The following is a 17141-nucleotide window of genomic DNA, read 5'->3' on the forward strand; positions in this document are numbered from 1 at the left end:
GCCGCCCGCGTGCGGGAGCGGACATCGCCCCGGGCGACCGGGGGCCGGCGGCTGAATCCAGCCGCCTCATCGACCGGGAGCGCCCTTGTTCTATTCGATCGTCGCGATCTTCGTCGGCGCCGGGCTCGGCGCGTTGCTGCGCTGGTTCCTGAGTCTCGCGCTCAACGAATTCTTTCCCGCCGTGCCGCTCGGCACGCTTGCCGCGAACCTGATCGGCGGCTACGTGATCGGCATCGCCGCCGTCGTGTTCACGACCCGCGTCGGGCTGCCGCCCGAGTGGCGGCTGTTCGTGATTACGGGCTTTCTCGGCGGCCTCACGACGTTCTCGACCTATTCGGTCGAAGTGATGACGCATGCGGTGCAGGGCGAATTCGGATGGGCGTTTGCGGTGGCTGCCCTACACTTGACTGGATCGTTCGCGCTGACGGCGCTCGGCATGTGGACCGCGCGCGCGTGGCTCGCGGCGGCCTGAACGTGCCGCCATCGGAGGGTGCGATGGACAAGATTTTCCTGCGCTTCTATGTGCACGAGAAGCACCGGCTGCACTGGAAACCGCTGTGGGAATGGCTGCTGGAGGAGGCGAACCGGATGGGCGTCGCGGGCGGTTCCGCGTTTCGCGCGATGGCCGGTTTCGGCCAGCATCGCGTGCTGCACGAGGACCGCTTCTTCGAACTGCAGGGTTCGCTCGCGATCGAGATCGAATTCATCGTCACCGAGGACGAGGCGCAGCGCTTGCTCGAGCGGTTGTCGCACGAGAAGGTGCGGGTGTGCTACGCGATGATGCCGGCGCGCTTCGGCGTGATCGACACGCTCGGCGCACCGCCGGCGCAAGCGCCGGCGGCATAGGGGACGACAGCGTCAGATACCGAACATCGTCAGCGACACGGCGGCGCGCGTGACGATCATCAGCAGCACCTGCACGATCACGAACAGCAGGATCGGCGACAGGTCGATGCCGCCGAGGTTCGGGATGATGCGGCGCAGCGGGTTCAGGAACGGCGCGGTGAGCTGGTAGAGGATCGGCATGGCCGGCGAGCGCGGGTTGAGCCACGACAGCAGCGCCATCAGGATCGTCATCCAGATCACGAGGTTGAGCGCCCACTTCACGACGGTGAGCAGCGCGACCACGACGAGCGTCGCGATCACCGAGGCCGGATCGAAGCCGGCCATCACGACCATCAGCACGACGTAGACGAGCGCGGTGAGCAGCGCGGCGACGACGCTGGCCCAGTCGATGCCGCGTACGCCCGCGATCACGCGGCGCAGCGGCAGCACGAGCCAGTTGGTTGCCTGCAGCACGGCCTGCGTGACCGGGTTGTACGGCGGCACGCGGACGGCCTGCATCCAGACGCGCAGGATCAGCGCGGCGCCGAACAGCGTGAAGACGGTATTGAGCAGAAAACGGGCGATCTCGCCGAACATCGTTGGCATCCTTTTTATACAGTCAGTAGCTCAGTAGCGTGCGGCCGCCAACGCCGGATGGCGGCGCATCGGCCGACACCTTATCACGCCTCGTCTCGCGACGGGGAGGGGGGCGCGGCGGTGCGCGCGAGCGACGTTTCGACGGCTTCGGCGAGCGCCGGCAGCGACGCCGGCGGCGTGGCGCGCTGCGCCGCGAGCGCGACCGCGCGGCGCGTCAGCAGCGCGTACAGCGTCGCGTGATCGCCGCCGCGCGTTTCAAGCAGTGCCAACTGGCGTTCGACGATGCCCGTATCGCCGCGCGACACGGGGCCGGAGAGCGCGTTCGCGAGGCCCTTGTCGCGCGCGGTCTCGATCGTGCCGGCCAGCATCGGCAGCAGCGCGCGCAGCGCGGCTTCCTCGTCGAAGCCGAGACCGCGCCACAACTCGACCGCTTCCGCCAGCCCGCACAGCGCGAAGCTCGCCGCGTAGTGCGCGGCCGCGTGATAAAGCATCCGGCCGCCGGCCGGAATCGACAGCGGATGGCAGCCGAGTGCGGCAGCAAGCCGCATCAGCGTCGCATGCAACGCGCCGTCGGCTTCGATCGTGACCGAGCAGCCGTCGATGCGGGCGAGGTCGGCGTCGGTGCCGCCGAACAGGTAGAGCGGATGGAAGCCGCCGGTGGCCGCGCCTTGCCGTTTTGCCGGATCGAGCAGCGCGACCGCCGACGCGCCGCTGCAGTGAACGACGGCCTGCTGTGCCGCGCGCGACGTGTCGAAGTGCAGCGCCGCGGCGGTCGACGCGAGATGGTCGTCGGGCACCGTCAGGAAGATCAGGTCGGCGGCGTCGGCGACCTGCTGCGGCGTGTCGACCGCCTGGCAGCCGTCGATGCGCGCGGCGAGGGCGGCGGCCGATGCCGGCGTGCGGCTCGCGATCGCGACGACCGGAAAGCCGGCCTGCGCGAAGCGCTGCGCGACGCAGCGCGCGAGACGGCCGGCGCCGATGAAGCCGAGGCGGGGTGTGTCGGGGAGGGACATGGCAGCGGGCGTAAGCGAAAACGAAGCAACCGCCAGTATCGCAGGAATGACGGCGGGGTCGCGAAAGGGCCATTTCCGCATGGACACGTGGGTGGATGACCGGTATGCGGCGCGATCGACGCGTGTATCGGCGCCCGGCGTCACGGTCGAATCACGATCGTCGAATCCGACCCCGAAACATATCGCGCCCGTATCCCGCTTGAAATGTCGGCATCTTGTCTCAAATTTGTAATCGTTCATTACGGTCGCGTGCCCGCCATGCGCGCCGTATCCGGTAAGACTGACCGGCCATGATGTGGCGACCCGACTCGTCGGACGGAATCGCGCGACCCGCAAGGGTCGCCGCAGGCGCTGCAAGCCACGCCGCACGGCGGCTCCGGCCGCGTGCGATTGCAATTTGCAACAAATGCACGATACGCGAGGGGCGGGTTTTCGCTACATTGCTTCCATGCGACGTGCATGCCCGCCGTTGCCGACAGGGGCGCATAAAATACCGCTCCAGCAGGAGAATCGAAGTGAAAAAGCTCATTCCGTTCATCGCCGCCGCCGCGCTGGGCCTGGGTGCCGCAAGCGTTGCGCAGGCTCACGTGTCGATCGGGGTCGGCATCGGTATCCCGGTTGCGCCCGCGTATCCCGTCTATGCACCGCCGCCGCCCGTGTACTACGCGCCGCCGCCTCCGCCCGTGTACTACGCACCGGCGCCGGCCTACTATGCGCCGCCGCCCGCCGTGGTCGTCGGCGGCTATGGTGGCTACTACGGTCGCCCGTACTGGCGCCATGGTTACGGCGGCTGGGGCCATCACGGCTACTGGCGTCGCTGATTCGTGCCGCGCGGCCTAGCCGCGCGTGGCAAAACGGCGCAACGTCCCGCGAGGGGTGTTGCGCCGTTTTTTCTTGGGAGCCGCCGCCCGACCGCGATGAGCGGCCCCGGGCAGGCCGGCTGCGATTACACCGCGTGCACGATCAGGTCGCGGTAACCGCCGACGATCACGCTGTACGAGAAATACGCGAACAGCAGCGCCGACGCGATGTGACACGCGCGCATCAGCCCGGCGCCCGCACGCTTGCGGCCCTGGCTCGCGAGCGTGCACATGAAGAGCGTCCACGCGAGGCCGCCGAGGAAAAAGCCCGACAGGAACACCGACGCGGTGGCCGGCGTGGTTGCGCCGGCTTTCGCGATCAGCGCGCCGCCGACCGCCGCGAACCACAGGATCGCGCTCGGCGACGACATCGCGAGCAGCATCCCGCGCAGGAAACTGCGCCGCGCGCTGGCGCGCGGCTGAGGCGTGTCCTCGGCATCGTCGCCGGACGCCTTGGCGGGCGCGAGCGCTTCGCGCGCCATCTTCCACGTGAGGAACAGCAGCACGGCGCCGCCGCCGATCCACACGATCCAGCGTACCGGCTCGAACTGCAGCAGCACGGCCATCCCTGCGAGCGCGAGCGCCGCATAGACGAGATCGCCGACGCACGAGCCGATGCCGAGCCAGAAGCCCGGCCGGAAGCCATGCGACAGCGTCAGCGACAGCATCGCGACGTTCACGAGGCCGATGTCGAGACACAGCGACAGCGACAGAAAGAAGCCGTCGGACAGCATGGAGGCGGGTGGAAAGGTCATCGTCGTTGTCTTGTACTTGTAGCGATGGCAGTCCATGGGCCGGCGGGCGCCGGCCCATGGCGTCAGAGTCCGATCTCCTGCCAGAGCCGGTCGACGCGCGCCTTCACGGCGGCATCCATCTCGATCGGGCGGCCCCATTCGCGGCTGGTCTCGCCGGGCCACTTGTTGGTCGCGTCGAGCCCCATCTTCGAACCGAGGCCGGCGACCGGCGACGCGAAGTCGAGATAGTCGATCGGCGTGCTGTCGACCATCACGGTGTCGCGCACCGGGTCGACGCGCGTCGTGATCGCCCAGATCACTTCCTTCCAGTCGCGGATGTTCACATCCTCGTCCACGACCACGATGAACTTCGTATACATGAACTGCCGCAGGAAGCTCCACACGCCGAACATCACGCGCTTCGCGTGGCCCGCGTAGCTCTTCTTCATCTGGACGATGGCCATCCGGTAGCTGCAGCCTTCGGGCGGCAGGTAGAAGTCGGTGATCTCGGTGAACTGCTTCTGCAGCAGCGGCACGAACACTTCGTTCAGCGCGACGCCGAGCACCGCGGGCTCGTCGGGCGGCTTGCCCGTGTAGGTCGAGTGGTAGATCGCGTCGCGGCGCATCGTGATGCGCTCGACGGTGAACACCGGGAACCACTCCTGCTCGTTGTAGTAGCCGGTGTGGTCGCCATACGGGCCTTCGAGCGCGTGCTCGTACTTGGCGGACGCATTGCCGGCCGGGCGCGGCGGTGCGCCGGCCGGAGCGGGGGCGGGCGTGCCGTCCTGCGGATAAATGAAGCCTTCGAGCACGATCTCCGCGCGCGCGGGCACCTGCAGCGTGTCGACGCCGGGCGTCAGGCACTTCGCGAGCTCCGTGCGGCTGCCGCGCAGCAGCCCGGCGAACTGGTACTCGGACAGCGAATCGGGTACGGGCGTCACCGCGCCGAGCGTCGTGGCCGGATCGGCGCCGAGCACGACCGCGACCGGATACGGCTTGCCGGGGTTCTGCAGCGCGAATTCGCGGAAGTCGAGCGCGCCGCCGCGATGCGCGAGCCAGCGCATGATCAGCTTGTTGCGGCCGATCAGCTGCTGGCGGTAGATCCCGAGGTTCTGCCGCGACTTGTTGGGCCCGCGCGTGACCGTCAGGCCCCACGTGACGAGCGGCCCCGCATCGCCGGGCCAGCAGGTCTGGATCGGCAGCCGGTTCAGGTCGACGTCGGCACCTTCCCAGACGATCTCCTGGCACGGCGGCGACGACACCGACTTCGGCGCCATGTCCCACACGGCCTTCGCGAGCGACAGCAGCTTGCCGGCGTCCTTCAGGCTCTTCGGTGGATCGGGTTCCTTCAGCGCGGACAGCAGGCGGCCGAGATCGCGCAGCGAGTCGAGCGCGGCGTCGTCGCCTGCATCGACACCCATCCCGAGCGCGACGCGCCGCGGCGTGCCGAACAGGTTGCCGAGCACCGGGAAGTCGTAGCCGGTCGGCGCATTGAACAGCAGCGCAGGGCCGCTGGCGCGCAGCACGCGGTCGCACAGCTCGGTCATTTCGAGCACGGGCGACACGGGCTGCGTGACGCGCCGCAGTTCGCCGAGCGCCTCGAGGCGCTGGATGAAATCGCGTAAGTCTTTGTATTTCATGAAGATGGTCCGGGCCACCCGCAAGGCGGGCAGCGATGGGCGGGCGCAGCGGCCGGCTGCGGCCCCGAATCGACCGACGATTTTACCCGCGCCGCCGCATGCCCGCCCGACGGAGAAAAAAGTCGACCGCGCGCAACCCCTCTACGGCATGGGGCTGGCGATCTGAAGAGCGACGCTAAATTACTTTTTGTTATAATTTCAAGGTTCTATAGTGTTGACGATCTATAAAACCCTGCTAGAATCCGCTCACATTGGCTGCAGGGTAAAAGGCTTCGAGCCGCCAATCACCGATCTTTGACGCAGCGCGTCACCGTCCGCCGAAACCTGCACGGCGTATCCGACGGCCTTAGTCGTAGTCTCAGCCAGCGCCACCAGACGCTGGTTTTTTGCGTGGGTGCCACCGCGTATGCCCGCCTCGCCCAGTGTGCGAAGGTGCCGGCCCTCTTACACCGTGGCCTCGAACGGTACTTATACCGTTTCCCCGATGCTTGCACGCCCCAACCAAAGCGTGCGGCGTCGTGATTCCGCGGCGCGTTACCTGTCTCGCCATCGAGCTGAGCGAGCCGCACGAGTCATGTTCATGGGAGATGATCTGAATGAACGCTTGGTTATCGTGGCGTCCTAGCGAGCAGCATGCGCAATTCGTGCGCAGCATGCTGCGTCGTGGGACGCGTGTCAGTCACCATCTATTCAGCGTTGTCGGCTGTCTCGCTGTCGCAGTTGCGCTTGCACTGTGGCTGCTGCCAACCGTCCGCGGCACGCTCGCCGCGAAGCTGATGCCGGTCGTATCCGCGGCCGTGCAAGCCGGCCCGGCCCGTCTGCTGACCGGCCATCCGCTGCCGAACTTCGCGCCTGCCGGCGCGCAGCCGCAGCAGGAAGACAGCCCCGAAACGGACGCGCTTGCGGTCGGCCTCGACGTCGCACCGGAAGCCGCCGCCGCCCAGGGCGATGCGTCCGATCCGGCCCGTAACGGCCCGTCGCCCGTCGCGCTGGCCAAACTGATCCCGACCCAGCGCGTCGCGGCCGATGCGCGCGACGACCGTGCGCTCGCATCGAATCGCGAACAGGCGCTCGTCGCGACCTACCTGTCGCGCCGTTACCGCGTCGCGCAGGAGCCGCTCGGCCAGCTCGTCAAGGCTGCGTTCCAGACCGGCCGTGACGTCGGCCTCGATCCGCTGCTGCTGCTGTCCGTGATGGCGATCGAGTCGGGCTTCAACCCGTACGCCGAAAGCGGCGTCGGCGCGAAGGGGCTGATGCAGGTCATGTCGAAGGTTCACTCCGACAAGTTCGAGTATTTCGGCGGCACCGATACCGCACTGCAGCCGCTCGCGAACCTCCAGGTCGGCGCACTCGTGCTGAAGGACTGCATCGCACGTGGCGGCTCGCTCGCGACCGGCCTGCGCATGTACAACGGCTCGACGAACCCCGAAGACAATGGCTACGGTTCGAAGGTGATGGCCGAGCGCGGTCGCCTGCGTGACGTTGCGCGTGGTCGTAGCGTGCCGGTCAATGCGCCGCAGGCGCCGGCGAAGCCGATCGTGACGGCTGCCGCCGTCACGGCAGCGGCAGGCGGTGCGAAGCGCGTGCATGCGACGCTCGAAACCACGACGTCGGCGAAGTCGACGGCATCGAAGGACGCCGCGTCGCAGGACGACGCGAGCGTCGATACCGCGAAGCAGTCGCACGCGGATCATTCGGAGCTTGGCGCGTAACGTGCAGCGGTAATTTACCGCACGGCTCTGGCCGGCAGGACATGAAAAAGGCACCCGATCCGGGTGCCTTTTCTTTTTGCGGTGCGCGGAGAAGCCGCCGCACCGGCCGCGTGTCAGTGCTGCCCGAACAACGTCGCGAGCCGTTCGACCGCTTCCTCGAGCCGCGAGTAGGCGGTCGCATAGGACAGGCGGATATAGTCGCGCGGCGCATGGACGCCGAAGTCCATGCCGGGCACCAGCACGACGCCCGCGTCGTGCAGCATCGCCGTCGTGAGCGCGGCGCTGTCGCCGGCCGCCGGGTGGGCGACGCCGCCGCAGTGCGCATACACGTAGAACGCGCCGTCCGGCATCACGGGCACCGTGAAGCCGAGCCGTTCGAGCGCCGGGGCGATGAAGTCGCGGCGGCGCTTGAATTCGAGCCGGCGCGCTTCATAGATGTCGAGTGCGGCCGGCTCGAAGCACGCGAGTGCCGCGTGCTGCGCAAGCGCGGACGGGCAGATGAACAGGTTCTGCGCCAGCTTTTCGAACGTACCGACCAGTGCGGGCGGCACGACCAGCCAGCCGAGCCGCCAGCCCGTCATGCTGAAATACTTGGAGAAGCTGTTCACGGTGACGACGTCGTCGCCGAACGACAGCGCCGACACGGGCGCCGCGTCGTAGCTGAGCCCCTGGTAGATCTCGTCGACGATCGTGAAGCCGCCGCGCGCGCGCACGGCTTCGACGATCCGCTTCAGTTCGTCCGGCTCGAGCGACGTGCCGGTCGGGTTCGACGGCGAGGCGAGCAGCACGCCGCGCGTGCGGTCGCCCCAGCGCGTGCGGACGTCGTCCTCGGTGAGCTGGAAGCGCGCGTCGGGGCCGCTCGGCACGAGCACCGCGCGGCCTTCGGCCGCGGCAACGAAGTGCCGGTTGCACGGATACGACGGGTCGGGCATCAGCACCTCGTCGTCGCGCCCGACGAGCGCGAGGCACGCGAGCAGCAGCGCGGCCGACGCGCCGGCCGTCACGACGATCCGTTCCGGGCTGATCGTGAGGCCGTAGGCGCGCGCGTAGTGCGCGGAGATCGCCTCGCGCAGCGGCGCAATGCCGAGTGCGCTCGTATATTGCGTGACGCCGCGGCGCAGCGCGGCCGCGGCGGCTTCGACGACCGGCTCCGGCGCGGTGAAATCCGGCTCGCCGATGCCCATGTGGATAACATCGCGCCCGGAAGACTCCAGACGCTGTGCCTCCTTCATCAATTCCATCACGTAGAAGGGCTGGATCGCGTCGACGCGTGCGGCGAGTTTGACGAGCGAATCGGTGGCGGTATTCATCGGGCGGGCAGGGCGAGGGAGGCGAGACAAAAGAAAAAACGGGCGCATGCGCGCCCGTTCAGGACCAACGGAATCAGCCGTTGCGGCGCGCCTGCGTTTCGGCGGGGCGCAGCTTCGCGGCGAGCTTGTCGAGCACGCCGTTCACGTACTTGTAGCCGTCGGAGCCGCCGAACGTCTTCGCGAGTTCGACAGCTTCGTTGATGATCACGCGGTACGGCGTTTCGACGTGGTGCGTGAGCTCGAACGTCGCGATCAGCAGCACGGCGCGTTCGACCGGCGACAACTGTTCGATCGGACGGTCCAGCGACGGCGTCAGCGCTTCGACGAGCGTGGCGTGCTCGCGGATCACGCCGTGCAGGATGGCTTCGAGCAGATCCTTGTCAGCCTTGTCGTAACCGAGCGCGCCGCGCAGTTGCGCGTCGATCTCACCGGAGGACGCGTTCGACAGCAGCCACTGGTACAGCCCCTGCGTCGCCAGCTCGCGCGATTGTCGGCGGGCGCTCTTCTTCATGCGCGCTCCTCTTCGTCGTCTTCGTCTTCTTCTTCCTCGTCGTCGTCGCCGAGCTGGTCGAGTGCCATCGTCAGGTTGGCCATCTCGACGGCGACGCGTGCGGCGTCACGACCCTTTTCGGTCATGCGTGCGACGGCCTGCTCGTCGTTTTCGGTCGTCAGGACCGCGTTCGCGATCGGCAGGTTGAAGTCGAGGCCGATGCGGGTGATGCCCGCGCCGCTCTCGTTCGACACGAGTTCGAAGTGGTAGGTCTCGCCGCGGATCACCGCGCCGAGCGCGATCAGCGCGTCGAACTGGCCGCTTTCCGCGAGCTTTTGCAGCGCGAGCGGGATTTCCAGCGCGCCGGGCACCGACACGAGCAGCACGTCTTCACCGGTGACGCCGAGGCGTTCCAGTTCCTCGACGCACGCGTCGGCGAGGCCGTTGCACACGGGCTCGTTGAAGCGCGATTGCACGATGCCGATACGCAGGCCGTCGCCTTCGAGATTCGGTTGGTATTGTCCGATTTCCATGATCTTGTCCGTGGTGTGGATGAACGGTTATAGGGCGAAAGCGTCGTGGCGGGTTACGCGTTGGACGCCGGGCAGGACTTGGCTTCGCCGCCGGGCATCGGAATGAAGCCCGTGACTTCCAGGCCGTAGCCGGACATGCTGCCCAGCTTGCGCGGATTCGACAGCACCTGCATCTTGCCGACGCCGACATCGCGCAGGATCTGCGCGCCGATGCCGAACGTCTTGAAATCAACCGGCCGGCGCTTGAGCGCAGCGGCCTTTTCTTCCTCGTCGAACGCCTTGAAGACGTCGATCAGGTGTTCCTTCGTGTCGCCGCAATTGAGCAGCACGATCACGCCGAGGTCGCGCTCCGCGATTTCGCGCATCGCGGCATCGAGCGTCCACGAGTGCGTCGACACGCCCGTTTCGAGCAGGTCGAGCACCGACAGCGGCTCGTGCACGCGCACCGGCGTATCGACGTCGGGCGACGGTTCGCCGCGCACCAGCGCGATGTGCGGCGAGCCGCTCGGCTGGTCGCGGTACAGGACCGCGCGGAACGTGCCGTGCGCGGTCTGCATCGTGCGCTCGGCGATGCGCTCGATGATCGATTCGGTGCGGCTGCGGTACTGGATCAGGTCGGCGATCGTGCCGATCTTCAGGTTGTGTTCCTGCGCGAACTCGATCAGGTCGGGCAGGCGCGCCATCGTGCCGTCGTCCTTGATGATCTCGCAGATCACCGCGGCCGGCGTGAGGCCCGCGAGCGCGGTGAAGTCGCAACCGGCCTCGGTGTGGCCCGCACGAACGAGCACGCCGCCCGGCTGCGCCATGATCGGGAACACGTGGCCCGGCTGCACGATGTGCTCGGGGCGCACGTCGTGCGCGACCGCCGTGGCGATCGTGTGCGCACGGTCGGCGGCCGAGATGCCGGTCGTCACGCCTTCGGCCGCTTCGATGCTGACCGTGAAGGCGGTGCCGTACTGCGTACCGTTGCGGTAGGTCATCAGCGGCAGGTGCAGCTGCTTGCAGCGTTCCTGCGTCAACGTCAGACAAACCAGGCCGCGGCCGTACTTGGCCATGAAGTTGATCGCTTCCGGCGTGACGAATTCGGCGGCGATCACGAGGTCGCCCTCGTTTTCGCGGTCTTCTTCGTCGACCAGGATCACCATCCGGCCGGCTTTCAGCTCGGCGATGATGTCGAGCGTGGAGGCGAGCGTCATAAGGGGGCGAGAAAGAGGAAAGTGCGTATTTTACGCCAGCCGGACGACCTTTCGGCTGGCATGGGCCGCGCGCGGCCGGCGAGCGCTCCGGAAAGCGCCCCGGCCGGCCTGCGCGGCAGGCCTGGCGGGGCCGCCGCGCGGTGCCTGCACGCGGGTGCGGGGCGGTGGGCCGGGCTTTGCCCGGCCGTGCGTCAGGCGTGCTGGTCGCGCCCGCCCAGGTAGTCGAGCTTGCCGAGTTCGACACCGCTGTGACGCAGGATGTCGTACGCGGTCGTCACGTGGAAGAAGAAATTGGGCAGCACGAAATTCAACAGGTACGACTGGCCGGTGAACTCGATCGGGCCGACGCGCATCTTCAGCACGATCTGGCGCGCCTCGCTGCCGTCGATCTGCGCGGCGTCGAAGCTTTTCAGGTAGTCGATCGTCTTCTGGATGCGTGCGTGCAGCTCGTCGAAGGTCTGCTCGACGTCCGGGTAGCTCGGGATCTCGGCGCCGGCGAGGCGCGCGGCGCAGCCCTTGGCCGTGTCGGTCGCGATGTAGACCTGGCGGACGAGCGGCAGCATGTCCGGGTACAGGCGGGCGCCGACGAACACCGACGGATCGATCTGCTTTTCGGCTGCATGCGCCTGCGCCTTGCCGAGGATGTGCTGCAGGTTGGTCAGGCCACGGATCAGCACGGGCAGGGAAGCCTGGTACATCGAGATGGACATGGGGACGACTCCTTGAAGAAGAGGGCGGCCGGTATGCGGCACGTCGTGCGTTGCGGCGTTGAAACCGCTGTCGACGCATCTTAGCGCGACGGCATGACCCGTGCGAGTCGTTGGCCAATCGGCCGATGGTGCCGGCGGGCCGGCCGGGGCGCCCGCTGCCGGATCCGGTCAAGCACGCTGCATCCAGTCAATCATCTGCCGATACCGATCGGCGATATTGGCGGGCGATTGCGGCACGTGGTCGTCGCCCCAGTAGCGGACGAGCCGCACGTCGCGCTTGAGCTGCGTCAGTGCCGCGAACATCCGTTCGCTTTGTTCGAGCGGCACGTAGTCGGCGTCGCCGTGGATGAGCAGCAGCGGCGTCGTGATGCGCGCCGCATGCAGGATCGGGCTGATCGCGTGGTAGGCGTCCGGGCGGAGCCACGGCGGCGCGTCGATGTTCCAGCTGTTGTCGGCCAGCAGCTTGCCGATCAGCGAGAAACGCTCGGGGCGGGTGTCGTGGCCCGTCTCGTAGCGCAGCCGGGCGTCGAGCGACGCGTAGAGCGCCGCCGCGTCGCTGATGCCGGCGCTGGACACGCCCGAGCGGAACATCGGCGTGCGGGCGAGCAGCATCATCGTCGCCCAGCCCCCCAGGCTCTGGCCATACAGATGCAGCCGGTCGCGGTCGACGTATCCGGCATCGGTCGAGGCGTCGACGGCCGCCAGGACGTCGTCGAGCATCCTGTCCGCCATCGTCGCCGGTGCTTCGCCGAGCACGTCCCGCATGTTGACGTCGATGACGGCGAAGCCATGCGCGGCGAATGGCTGGAAACTGAATGGCAACGGGCAGTCGGGTTCATGAAACAGGTGCGGATGGGGCGCGACTTTTTCGTGCGGATAGACCCAGACGACCGCGGGCACCGGCGCGCCCGCGAAATCCGGCGGCAGCAGGACGTCCACGAAGCGCTGCCGGTCCGGTTCCGCGCCGCGGCAGGCAAGCCGGTGCGTGGTACCGGTCGCGATGCCGGCCAACTGGCGATTCGTCTCGAATGCCAGCGTCGAATCGCGCGAGTCCGCCAGCCGGACCGTCAGGCGGGTCGCGTCGTGGCCGTGTTCGATGAAGGCGGCATACGGGCGCCCCGTCTCCGCCGCTACGCGTTCGCGGCGCCCGCCGCCGTGGTCCGGCGGCGCGTCGGCGTCGTGCGTGTCAGGCTCGATCAGTGGCGTGTCCGCAACCGCGCCATGTGCCAGTCCGGCCGCAGCACATGCTTCCGGCGACAGCGCGGACAGCGTGCCGGTGGCGGGATCGAACGCCCACCAGTCGCGCGCGGGCTCGACGGGTTCGTCGCCGAACGACGCACTGTCGAGCACATCGGCCGTCGGTCGCCGGCCGGCGGCATTGGCCTCCCAGGCGCGGCGTGCGTTCCCGAACAGCCGGCGGTGCAGGTTCGCCATCGTGGGCGTCGCGCGTTCGGCCAGCAGGGGCAGTGCGACACGGCCATCGGCGAGCCAGGTGAACGGCCCGTCGCGGTCGAATGGAGACAGGTCGAGGTTGCGCGAAGTCGTGATCGGCGTCACGGCCCCGGTCGCCGGGTCGATCAGCACGGCGTGTACGGCATCGTCGTCGGCCGACAGCGTGACGGCCGCGATCCGCTTCCCGTCGGGCGACCACGATGGCGAGCCGCACGCGCGGCCGGCCCGTCCGTCGCCGGCCAGCCGGCGCAGCGTGCGGCCGGCGAATTCGAACAGGTAGAGTTCGGCCCGATCGAGCCCGCCGAGGTAGGCGCGGTCGAAGCGGAGCGCGTCGGCCATCGGGCGGACGACGGCGAAGCAGATCGAGCCGCCGTCGGGCGATAGCGCGCAGGTGCGACCGTAGTCGCGCTGGAAGGTGTCGAGCGACAGCAGATCGTCGACCGTGAAGCGGCGGCGTTGCAGCGGATCGGAAGGGACGGCCGTCACGCAAGCTCCTTGTCGGGTCGGCGGAAGCGGATAGACAGGCCCGGCCGGAGATGAGTTCCGACGCTGTCTACCGCGTGCGGCAGGCGACGACGCGAAGGTCTGAGCGCGGGCGGGAATCGTCGCCACCGGCAGTGCGATTCACATGTCGACCTCGCCGCCGACGGTGCTGCCTCTTGGCGGTTTGAGCAGGCGCGCAGCGGGGAGGGTGTAGCGGGTGTCGGCTCGCCGCTCAACGCAAGACGGCCCGGCCTTTCACGAATCGTTTGGCCGAGTCGGCGGCATGCTGCCACCATGACATGCCGATGCGCCGCCGTTCGTGCCACGCATGGTCGTGCAGCGCCACCGCCGTCCACTGCTCGGCGTGCGTGCGAAAACGCGGCACGCCGAAGCGCTCGGGCGCGTCGAACAGGTCGAGATACGCGCGTCTATAGTGCTCGACGAGCGTGCGATCGTCATAGTGCGTTTCCATCCAGTGGCGCGACGCCTGCCCGACCTCGTCGCGCAGGCGCTTGTCGGCGAGTAGCGCACGCAGCACCGGCTCCGCCTCCTCGAGCCGCACGTCCACCCACGGCAGCTCCGTCGCCCCGGTCATCGCGCGTAACTGTGCCTGCACGCGCGCGTCGAGATGCCCGAGGGTGGGCTTGCCCTGCGACAGCGATTCGAGTCCGCTCAGGTGATAGTTGCCGGTCACGCATTCGTCGACGGCCAGCGCGGCGCACCGTTTCAGACGCAAGCACGCGTCGTGCGGCGTGTCGACGATCGTCCGCACGCGGCACAGGCCCTTGCGCTCGAGCCGACGCAGCAACGCCAGCGTTTGCGGTGCGCCCTTGGTTTCCCAGCGCGTCTTCCACGCGCTGCGGCTGCCGCTCGGCGAGTAGACGACCACGGGCGGCCCGTCCTCGGATTCGGGCCCGGGCAGGTAGCGTGCGTCGTGAATGGGCACCAGATTCGGCACGACGCGCGCGAACGGATAGTAGCGCTCCGGCCCCTGCGCGATCACGAGTTGCGGGATCGGCTCGTTGACGATGCGCGCGAGCCGGTCGGCATCCTGCCCTGCCCAAAGCGACGGTGCGGAGTGGTATTGGCGAATGAGCTTGCGTGCACCGAAGCGCTGCGGCAAATCGGCGCCGAAGGTCTCGTCGAACGAGAAGTGCTGGTGCAGATGAATGACGTCGGCGGCGTCGATGGCTGCGAGCGCGATGTCGCGCTGCGTGTGCCAGTCGATATCGACCGTAAACGTGCGCGCGCCGTAGGCCGACGCGTTGAACACGATATGGCGCGCCTCGATGTCGGTGTGCCGGTTAAGCGCGGCGACGATGTTGCCGGGGCTGCCCGCCACGGGCGTATTCGAGAGATGGACGACGCGCATGCTCGTTCGTCAGCGCGTGCGTGACGCTGGGGCGCACGCGGATTCGGAGGCCGGTGCGGGGGTGAAAGTCGGCATCGCTGCGGGCATCGCGTCGCCCATGCCCGCTTGCGCGAGCGTCTGCCAGCGCAGCTTCGGGAAGATGTCCTCGCCGAGCGCGCTTTCCATCGACAGATTGCGTACGTCGACGCCGCGGCGTGTCAGCAGCGCCGATGCGTGACGGAACGACGGCTCGATGAAGCCGGGGAAATTTTCGTCGAGATAGCTGGGCTGCATGGTCGACGCCGATTCCTCGTAAAAGCGGGGCGTGCGCTTCGCGTCAGTGAGGTCGACACCGTGCAGATAGAGGCGTGTGAAGCCGAGCGCGGCGAGTACTTGCAGGCCGGTATAGGCGACCGTTCGGCCGTCGAAGACACCGCACCGCAGGTCGAGGCTGAAGCCGAGCGGCTTCGGCGTGTCGAACAGTGCGAGCGCCTGTGTGTCGTACGTCGTGCGCAGCTCGCGCGCACGCGGCGCGCGGCGGCCGGCGGGAAAGAGCATGTCGTCGAGGAGAAACACACGGCAGCGGATGCGCTCGACGCCGATGCGCTCGGCGATGTGCCAGAGCACGTGGGGCGTGGCAAACAGCGTGAGCGGCTCGCCGATCACGCGCTCGACGAGATCGGGCCGATTGCGTACGAAGCCGGTATCGACGATGCAGTAGTAGTCGAAACTGACACCCTGACGCTCGGTGAGCGCGATGGCGCCGTTCACGCCCAGCACGTGCGTCATGCGCAGCGCGCGGTAATCGATGGTGTTGACGGACGGGCCGGTGGCGATGAGATGACATGCCTGCCCCGCGTGGCGCAGGGCGGGCGCGGATGCCATCTGGGTGTTGGCGCACGCGATGCGGCGTCCGCGGATGCACATGCCGACGAGTCGCCCGGCTTCGTCGCGTTCGAGCGCGACCCCGTGCGCGAGGCGCTCGTTGTGTCGCCACGCGCGCGAATGCGTGTAGCGGTAAAGCAGCTTGAAAAAAGTATTGACTGCCCGCCGGACCGACGAAGCGGATGCACGCGCACCTTGTTCCGCTTTGACGCCGGTGCGCAGCGAGCGGATCGCATTGCCTTCGGAGATCATCGCTGAGCCTTGCAACGAAACGAAGCCTGAGGCTTCGCGACATGGTAAAGCGTCAGCTTACAATTTGATCTCGTTACACAGGTTACATATCCGGCAAGACAGTATTACTGTTTATTGCGCGCGCAGCGCTCATGACAGACGCGAATAATCGCTGCCGTTAATGAAATGAGCGCGGCGCCGGCGTCTCGAAATGGGCGGTCGTCGGGCGTTCGAGCCGCTGGCCGTGACGGCAAGCCGCGGTTCCCGAGGTGAGGGCCGGCGATCAACAGGCTGGCCGTTCAAAATGCTTAAACGATTTACAACTATTCGGAAACGTTCCGGGTATTCGTTTCACATCCCGTGACTCATGTTGGGTCACGCAGAAAATGCCTGACCCACGAAAGACCATTCGGAAAACGCCAATTGGCGAGCGGTGGGGCGCGAAGGCAGGCGGTCGATTCGCGCGATTCGCGCCAAGCCGAATTACTTCGATGCTTGATGCTCGCCCCGGGCCGTGCTGAGCATCCGCTCCACATACCGCGCGATCATGTCGACTTCGAGATTGACCTTGTCACCGGTCTTCACGTGACGCAGCGTCGTGACCTCGACCGTGTGCGGAATCAGGTTGATCGAGAACTCGCAGCCGTCCACGCGATCGTCGACCGTGTTGACGGTCAGGCTCACGCCGTTGACCGTGATCGACCCCTTGTACGCGAGATAGCGACCGAGCTCGCGCGGCGCGACGATGCGCAGTTCGTGCGACTCGCCGACCGGCGCGAAGCGCGACACGGTGCCGAGGCCGTCCACATGGCCCGACACGATATGCCCGCCGAGGCGGTCATGCGCGCGCAACGCCTTCTCGAGATTCACCTCGCCGGGCTCCGCGAGGCCGACCGTGCGGTTCAGGCTTTCGCGCGATACGTCGACGTCGAACGACGCGTCGGTCTTTTCGATTACCGTCATGCACGCGCCCTGGATCGCGATGCTGTCGCCCAGTGCGACATCGGTGAGGTCGAGCCCGCCGGCCAGCACGGTCAGGCGCACGCCGGCATCGGCCGACGCGCCGAGCGGCTGGATCGATTCGATACGGCCGACGGCCGCGACAATTCCGGTGAACAT

The 17141-nt window shown here is 67.7% G+C and carries 18 protein-coding genes; 5 read left to right on the top strand and 13 right to left on the bottom strand.

The window, feature by feature from the left end; genetic code table 11:
• The first annotated feature begins 85 nt into the window (after positions 1-85).
• Together crcB and ACN8ZM_RS04810 are read left to right on the top strand one after the other, a co-directional pair.
• The gene (gene crcB / locus ACN8ZM_RS04805; RefSeq protein ID WP_011351225.1) at positions 86-472 is read left to right on the top strand and encodes a fluoride efflux transporter CrcB; all 387 of its coding nucleotides are present in this window, start codon (positions 86-88) and stop codon (positions 470-472) included.
• Between the two features lie 23 nt (positions 473-495).
• A complete protein-coding gene (locus tag ACN8ZM_RS04810) occupies positions 496-846 on the top strand; it encodes a DUF190 domain-containing protein (RefSeq protein ID WP_043183075.1) in 351 nt (116 codons plus the stop codon).
• Between the two features lie 12 nt (positions 847-858).
• On the opposite strand, the gene ACN8ZM_RS04815 is transcribed toward ACN8ZM_RS04810, so the two are convergent.
• Together ACN8ZM_RS04815 and ACN8ZM_RS04820 are read right to left on the bottom strand one after the other, a co-directional pair.
• Complete coding sequence (locus ACN8ZM_RS04815; RefSeq protein ID WP_039371016.1) at positions 859-1422, bottom strand: YggT family protein; 564 nt, start codon at positions 1420-1422, stop codon at positions 859-861.
• An 83-nt stretch (positions 1423-1505) separates the two neighbouring features.
• The gene (locus ACN8ZM_RS04820; protein WP_205823261.1) at positions 1506-2435 is read right to left on the bottom strand and encodes a Rossmann-like and DUF2520 domain-containing protein; all 930 of its coding nucleotides are present in this window, start codon (positions 2433-2435) and stop codon (positions 1506-1508) included.
• Positions 2436-2950: 515 nt separating this feature from the next.
• On the opposite strand from ACN8ZM_RS04820, the gene ACN8ZM_RS04825 reads away from it, so the two are divergent.
• Positions 2951-3256, top strand: coding sequence for a hypothetical protein (locus ACN8ZM_RS04825; protein ID WP_043181688.1), 306 nt, complete (start codon positions 2951-2953; stop codon positions 3254-3256).
• 125 nt (positions 3257-3381) lie between these two features.
• Here ACN8ZM_RS04825 and ACN8ZM_RS04830 read toward each other — a convergent pair whose 3' ends face one another.
• A complete protein-coding gene (locus ACN8ZM_RS04830) occupies positions 3382-4050 on the bottom strand; it encodes a LysE family translocator (RefSeq protein WP_089450667.1) in 669 nt (222 codons plus the stop codon).
• A 62-nt stretch (positions 4051-4112) separates the two neighbouring features.
• Positions 4113-5669, bottom strand: coding sequence for a UbiD family decarboxylase (locus tag ACN8ZM_RS04835; RefSeq protein ID WP_043181692.1), 1557 nt, complete (start codon positions 5667-5669; stop codon positions 4113-4115).
• On the opposite strand from ACN8ZM_RS04835, the gene ACN8ZM_RS04840 reads away from it, so the two are divergent.
• Both ACN8ZM_RS04840 and ACN8ZM_RS04845 read left to right on the top strand, forming a co-directional pair.
• A complete protein-coding gene (locus ACN8ZM_RS04840; RefSeq protein ID WP_205823262.1) occupies positions 5641-5835 on the top strand; it encodes a hypothetical protein in 195 nt (64 codons plus the stop codon). The two genes, ACN8ZM_RS04835 and ACN8ZM_RS04840, sit on opposite strands and share 29 nt — an antisense overlap.
• Before the next feature lie 430 nt (positions 5836-6265).
• Positions 6266-7381, top strand: a complete 1116-nt coding sequence (locus ACN8ZM_RS04845; RefSeq protein WP_420210686.1) for a transglycosylase SLT domain-containing protein — start codon at positions 6266-6268, stop codon at positions 7379-7381.
• A 113-nt stretch (positions 7382-7494) separates the two neighbouring features.
• Here the strand turns inward: ACN8ZM_RS04845 and ACN8ZM_RS04850 are convergent, their stop codons facing one another.
• From ACN8ZM_RS04850 to ACN8ZM_RS04890, 9 genes are all read right to left on the bottom strand, one after another.
• Complete coding sequence (locus tag ACN8ZM_RS04850) at positions 7495-8691, bottom strand: pyridoxal phosphate-dependent aminotransferase (protein WP_420210687.1); 1197 nt, start codon at positions 8689-8691, stop codon at positions 7495-7497.
• A gap of 73 nt (positions 8692-8764) precedes the next feature.
• Positions 8765-9202: a transcription antitermination factor NusB gene (gene nusB / locus ACN8ZM_RS04855; RefSeq protein ID WP_043181698.1), complete on the bottom strand. Its 438-nt coding sequence runs from the start codon at positions 9200-9202 to the stop codon at positions 8765-8767.
• A complete protein-coding gene (gene ribH, locus ACN8ZM_RS04860) occupies positions 9199-9714 on the bottom strand; it encodes a 6,7-dimethyl-8-ribityllumazine synthase (RefSeq protein WP_089450082.1) in 516 nt (171 codons plus the stop codon). The genes nusB and ribH overlap by 4 nt, the downstream gene beginning before the upstream one ends.
• 53 nt (positions 9715-9767) lie before the next feature.
• Complete coding sequence (gene ribBA / locus ACN8ZM_RS04865) at positions 9768-10910, bottom strand: bifunctional 3,4-dihydroxy-2-butanone-4-phosphate synthase/GTP cyclohydrolase II (RefSeq protein WP_043181701.1); 1143 nt, start codon at positions 10908-10910, stop codon at positions 9768-9770.
• 191 nt (positions 10911-11101) lie between these two features.
• Complete coding sequence (locus ACN8ZM_RS04870) at positions 11102-11620, bottom strand: DUF1993 domain-containing protein (RefSeq protein WP_043181703.1); 519 nt, start codon at positions 11618-11620, stop codon at positions 11102-11104.
• 168 nt (positions 11621-11788) lie between these two features.
• Entirely contained in the window at positions 11789-13684 is a 1896-nt protein-coding gene (locus ACN8ZM_RS04875) for a S9 family peptidase (protein ID WP_420210688.1), read from the bottom strand.
• Between the two features lie 103 nt (positions 13685-13787).
• Positions 13788-14927 carry a hypothetical protein gene (locus ACN8ZM_RS04880; protein WP_420210689.1) on the bottom strand — a complete coding sequence of 380 codons (1140 nt, stop codon included), beginning with the start codon at positions 14925-14927 and terminating at the stop codon, positions 13788-13790.
• A gap of 9 nt (positions 14928-14936) precedes the next feature.
• The gene (locus tag ACN8ZM_RS04885; protein WP_420210690.1) at positions 14937-16043 is read right to left on the bottom strand and encodes a hypothetical protein; all 1107 of its coding nucleotides are present in this window, start codon (positions 16041-16043) and stop codon (positions 14937-14939) included.
• Between the two features lie 462 nt (positions 16044-16505).
• Positions 16506-17141 carry a riboflavin synthase gene (locus ACN8ZM_RS04890; protein WP_420210691.1) on the bottom strand — a complete coding sequence of 212 codons (636 nt, stop codon included), beginning with the start codon at positions 17139-17141 and terminating at the stop codon, positions 16506-16508.

Source organism: Burkholderia aenigmatica, assembly GCF_048627025.1.
GTDB lineage: Bacteria > Pseudomonadota > Gammaproteobacteria > Burkholderiales > Burkholderiaceae > Burkholderia > Burkholderia aenigmatica.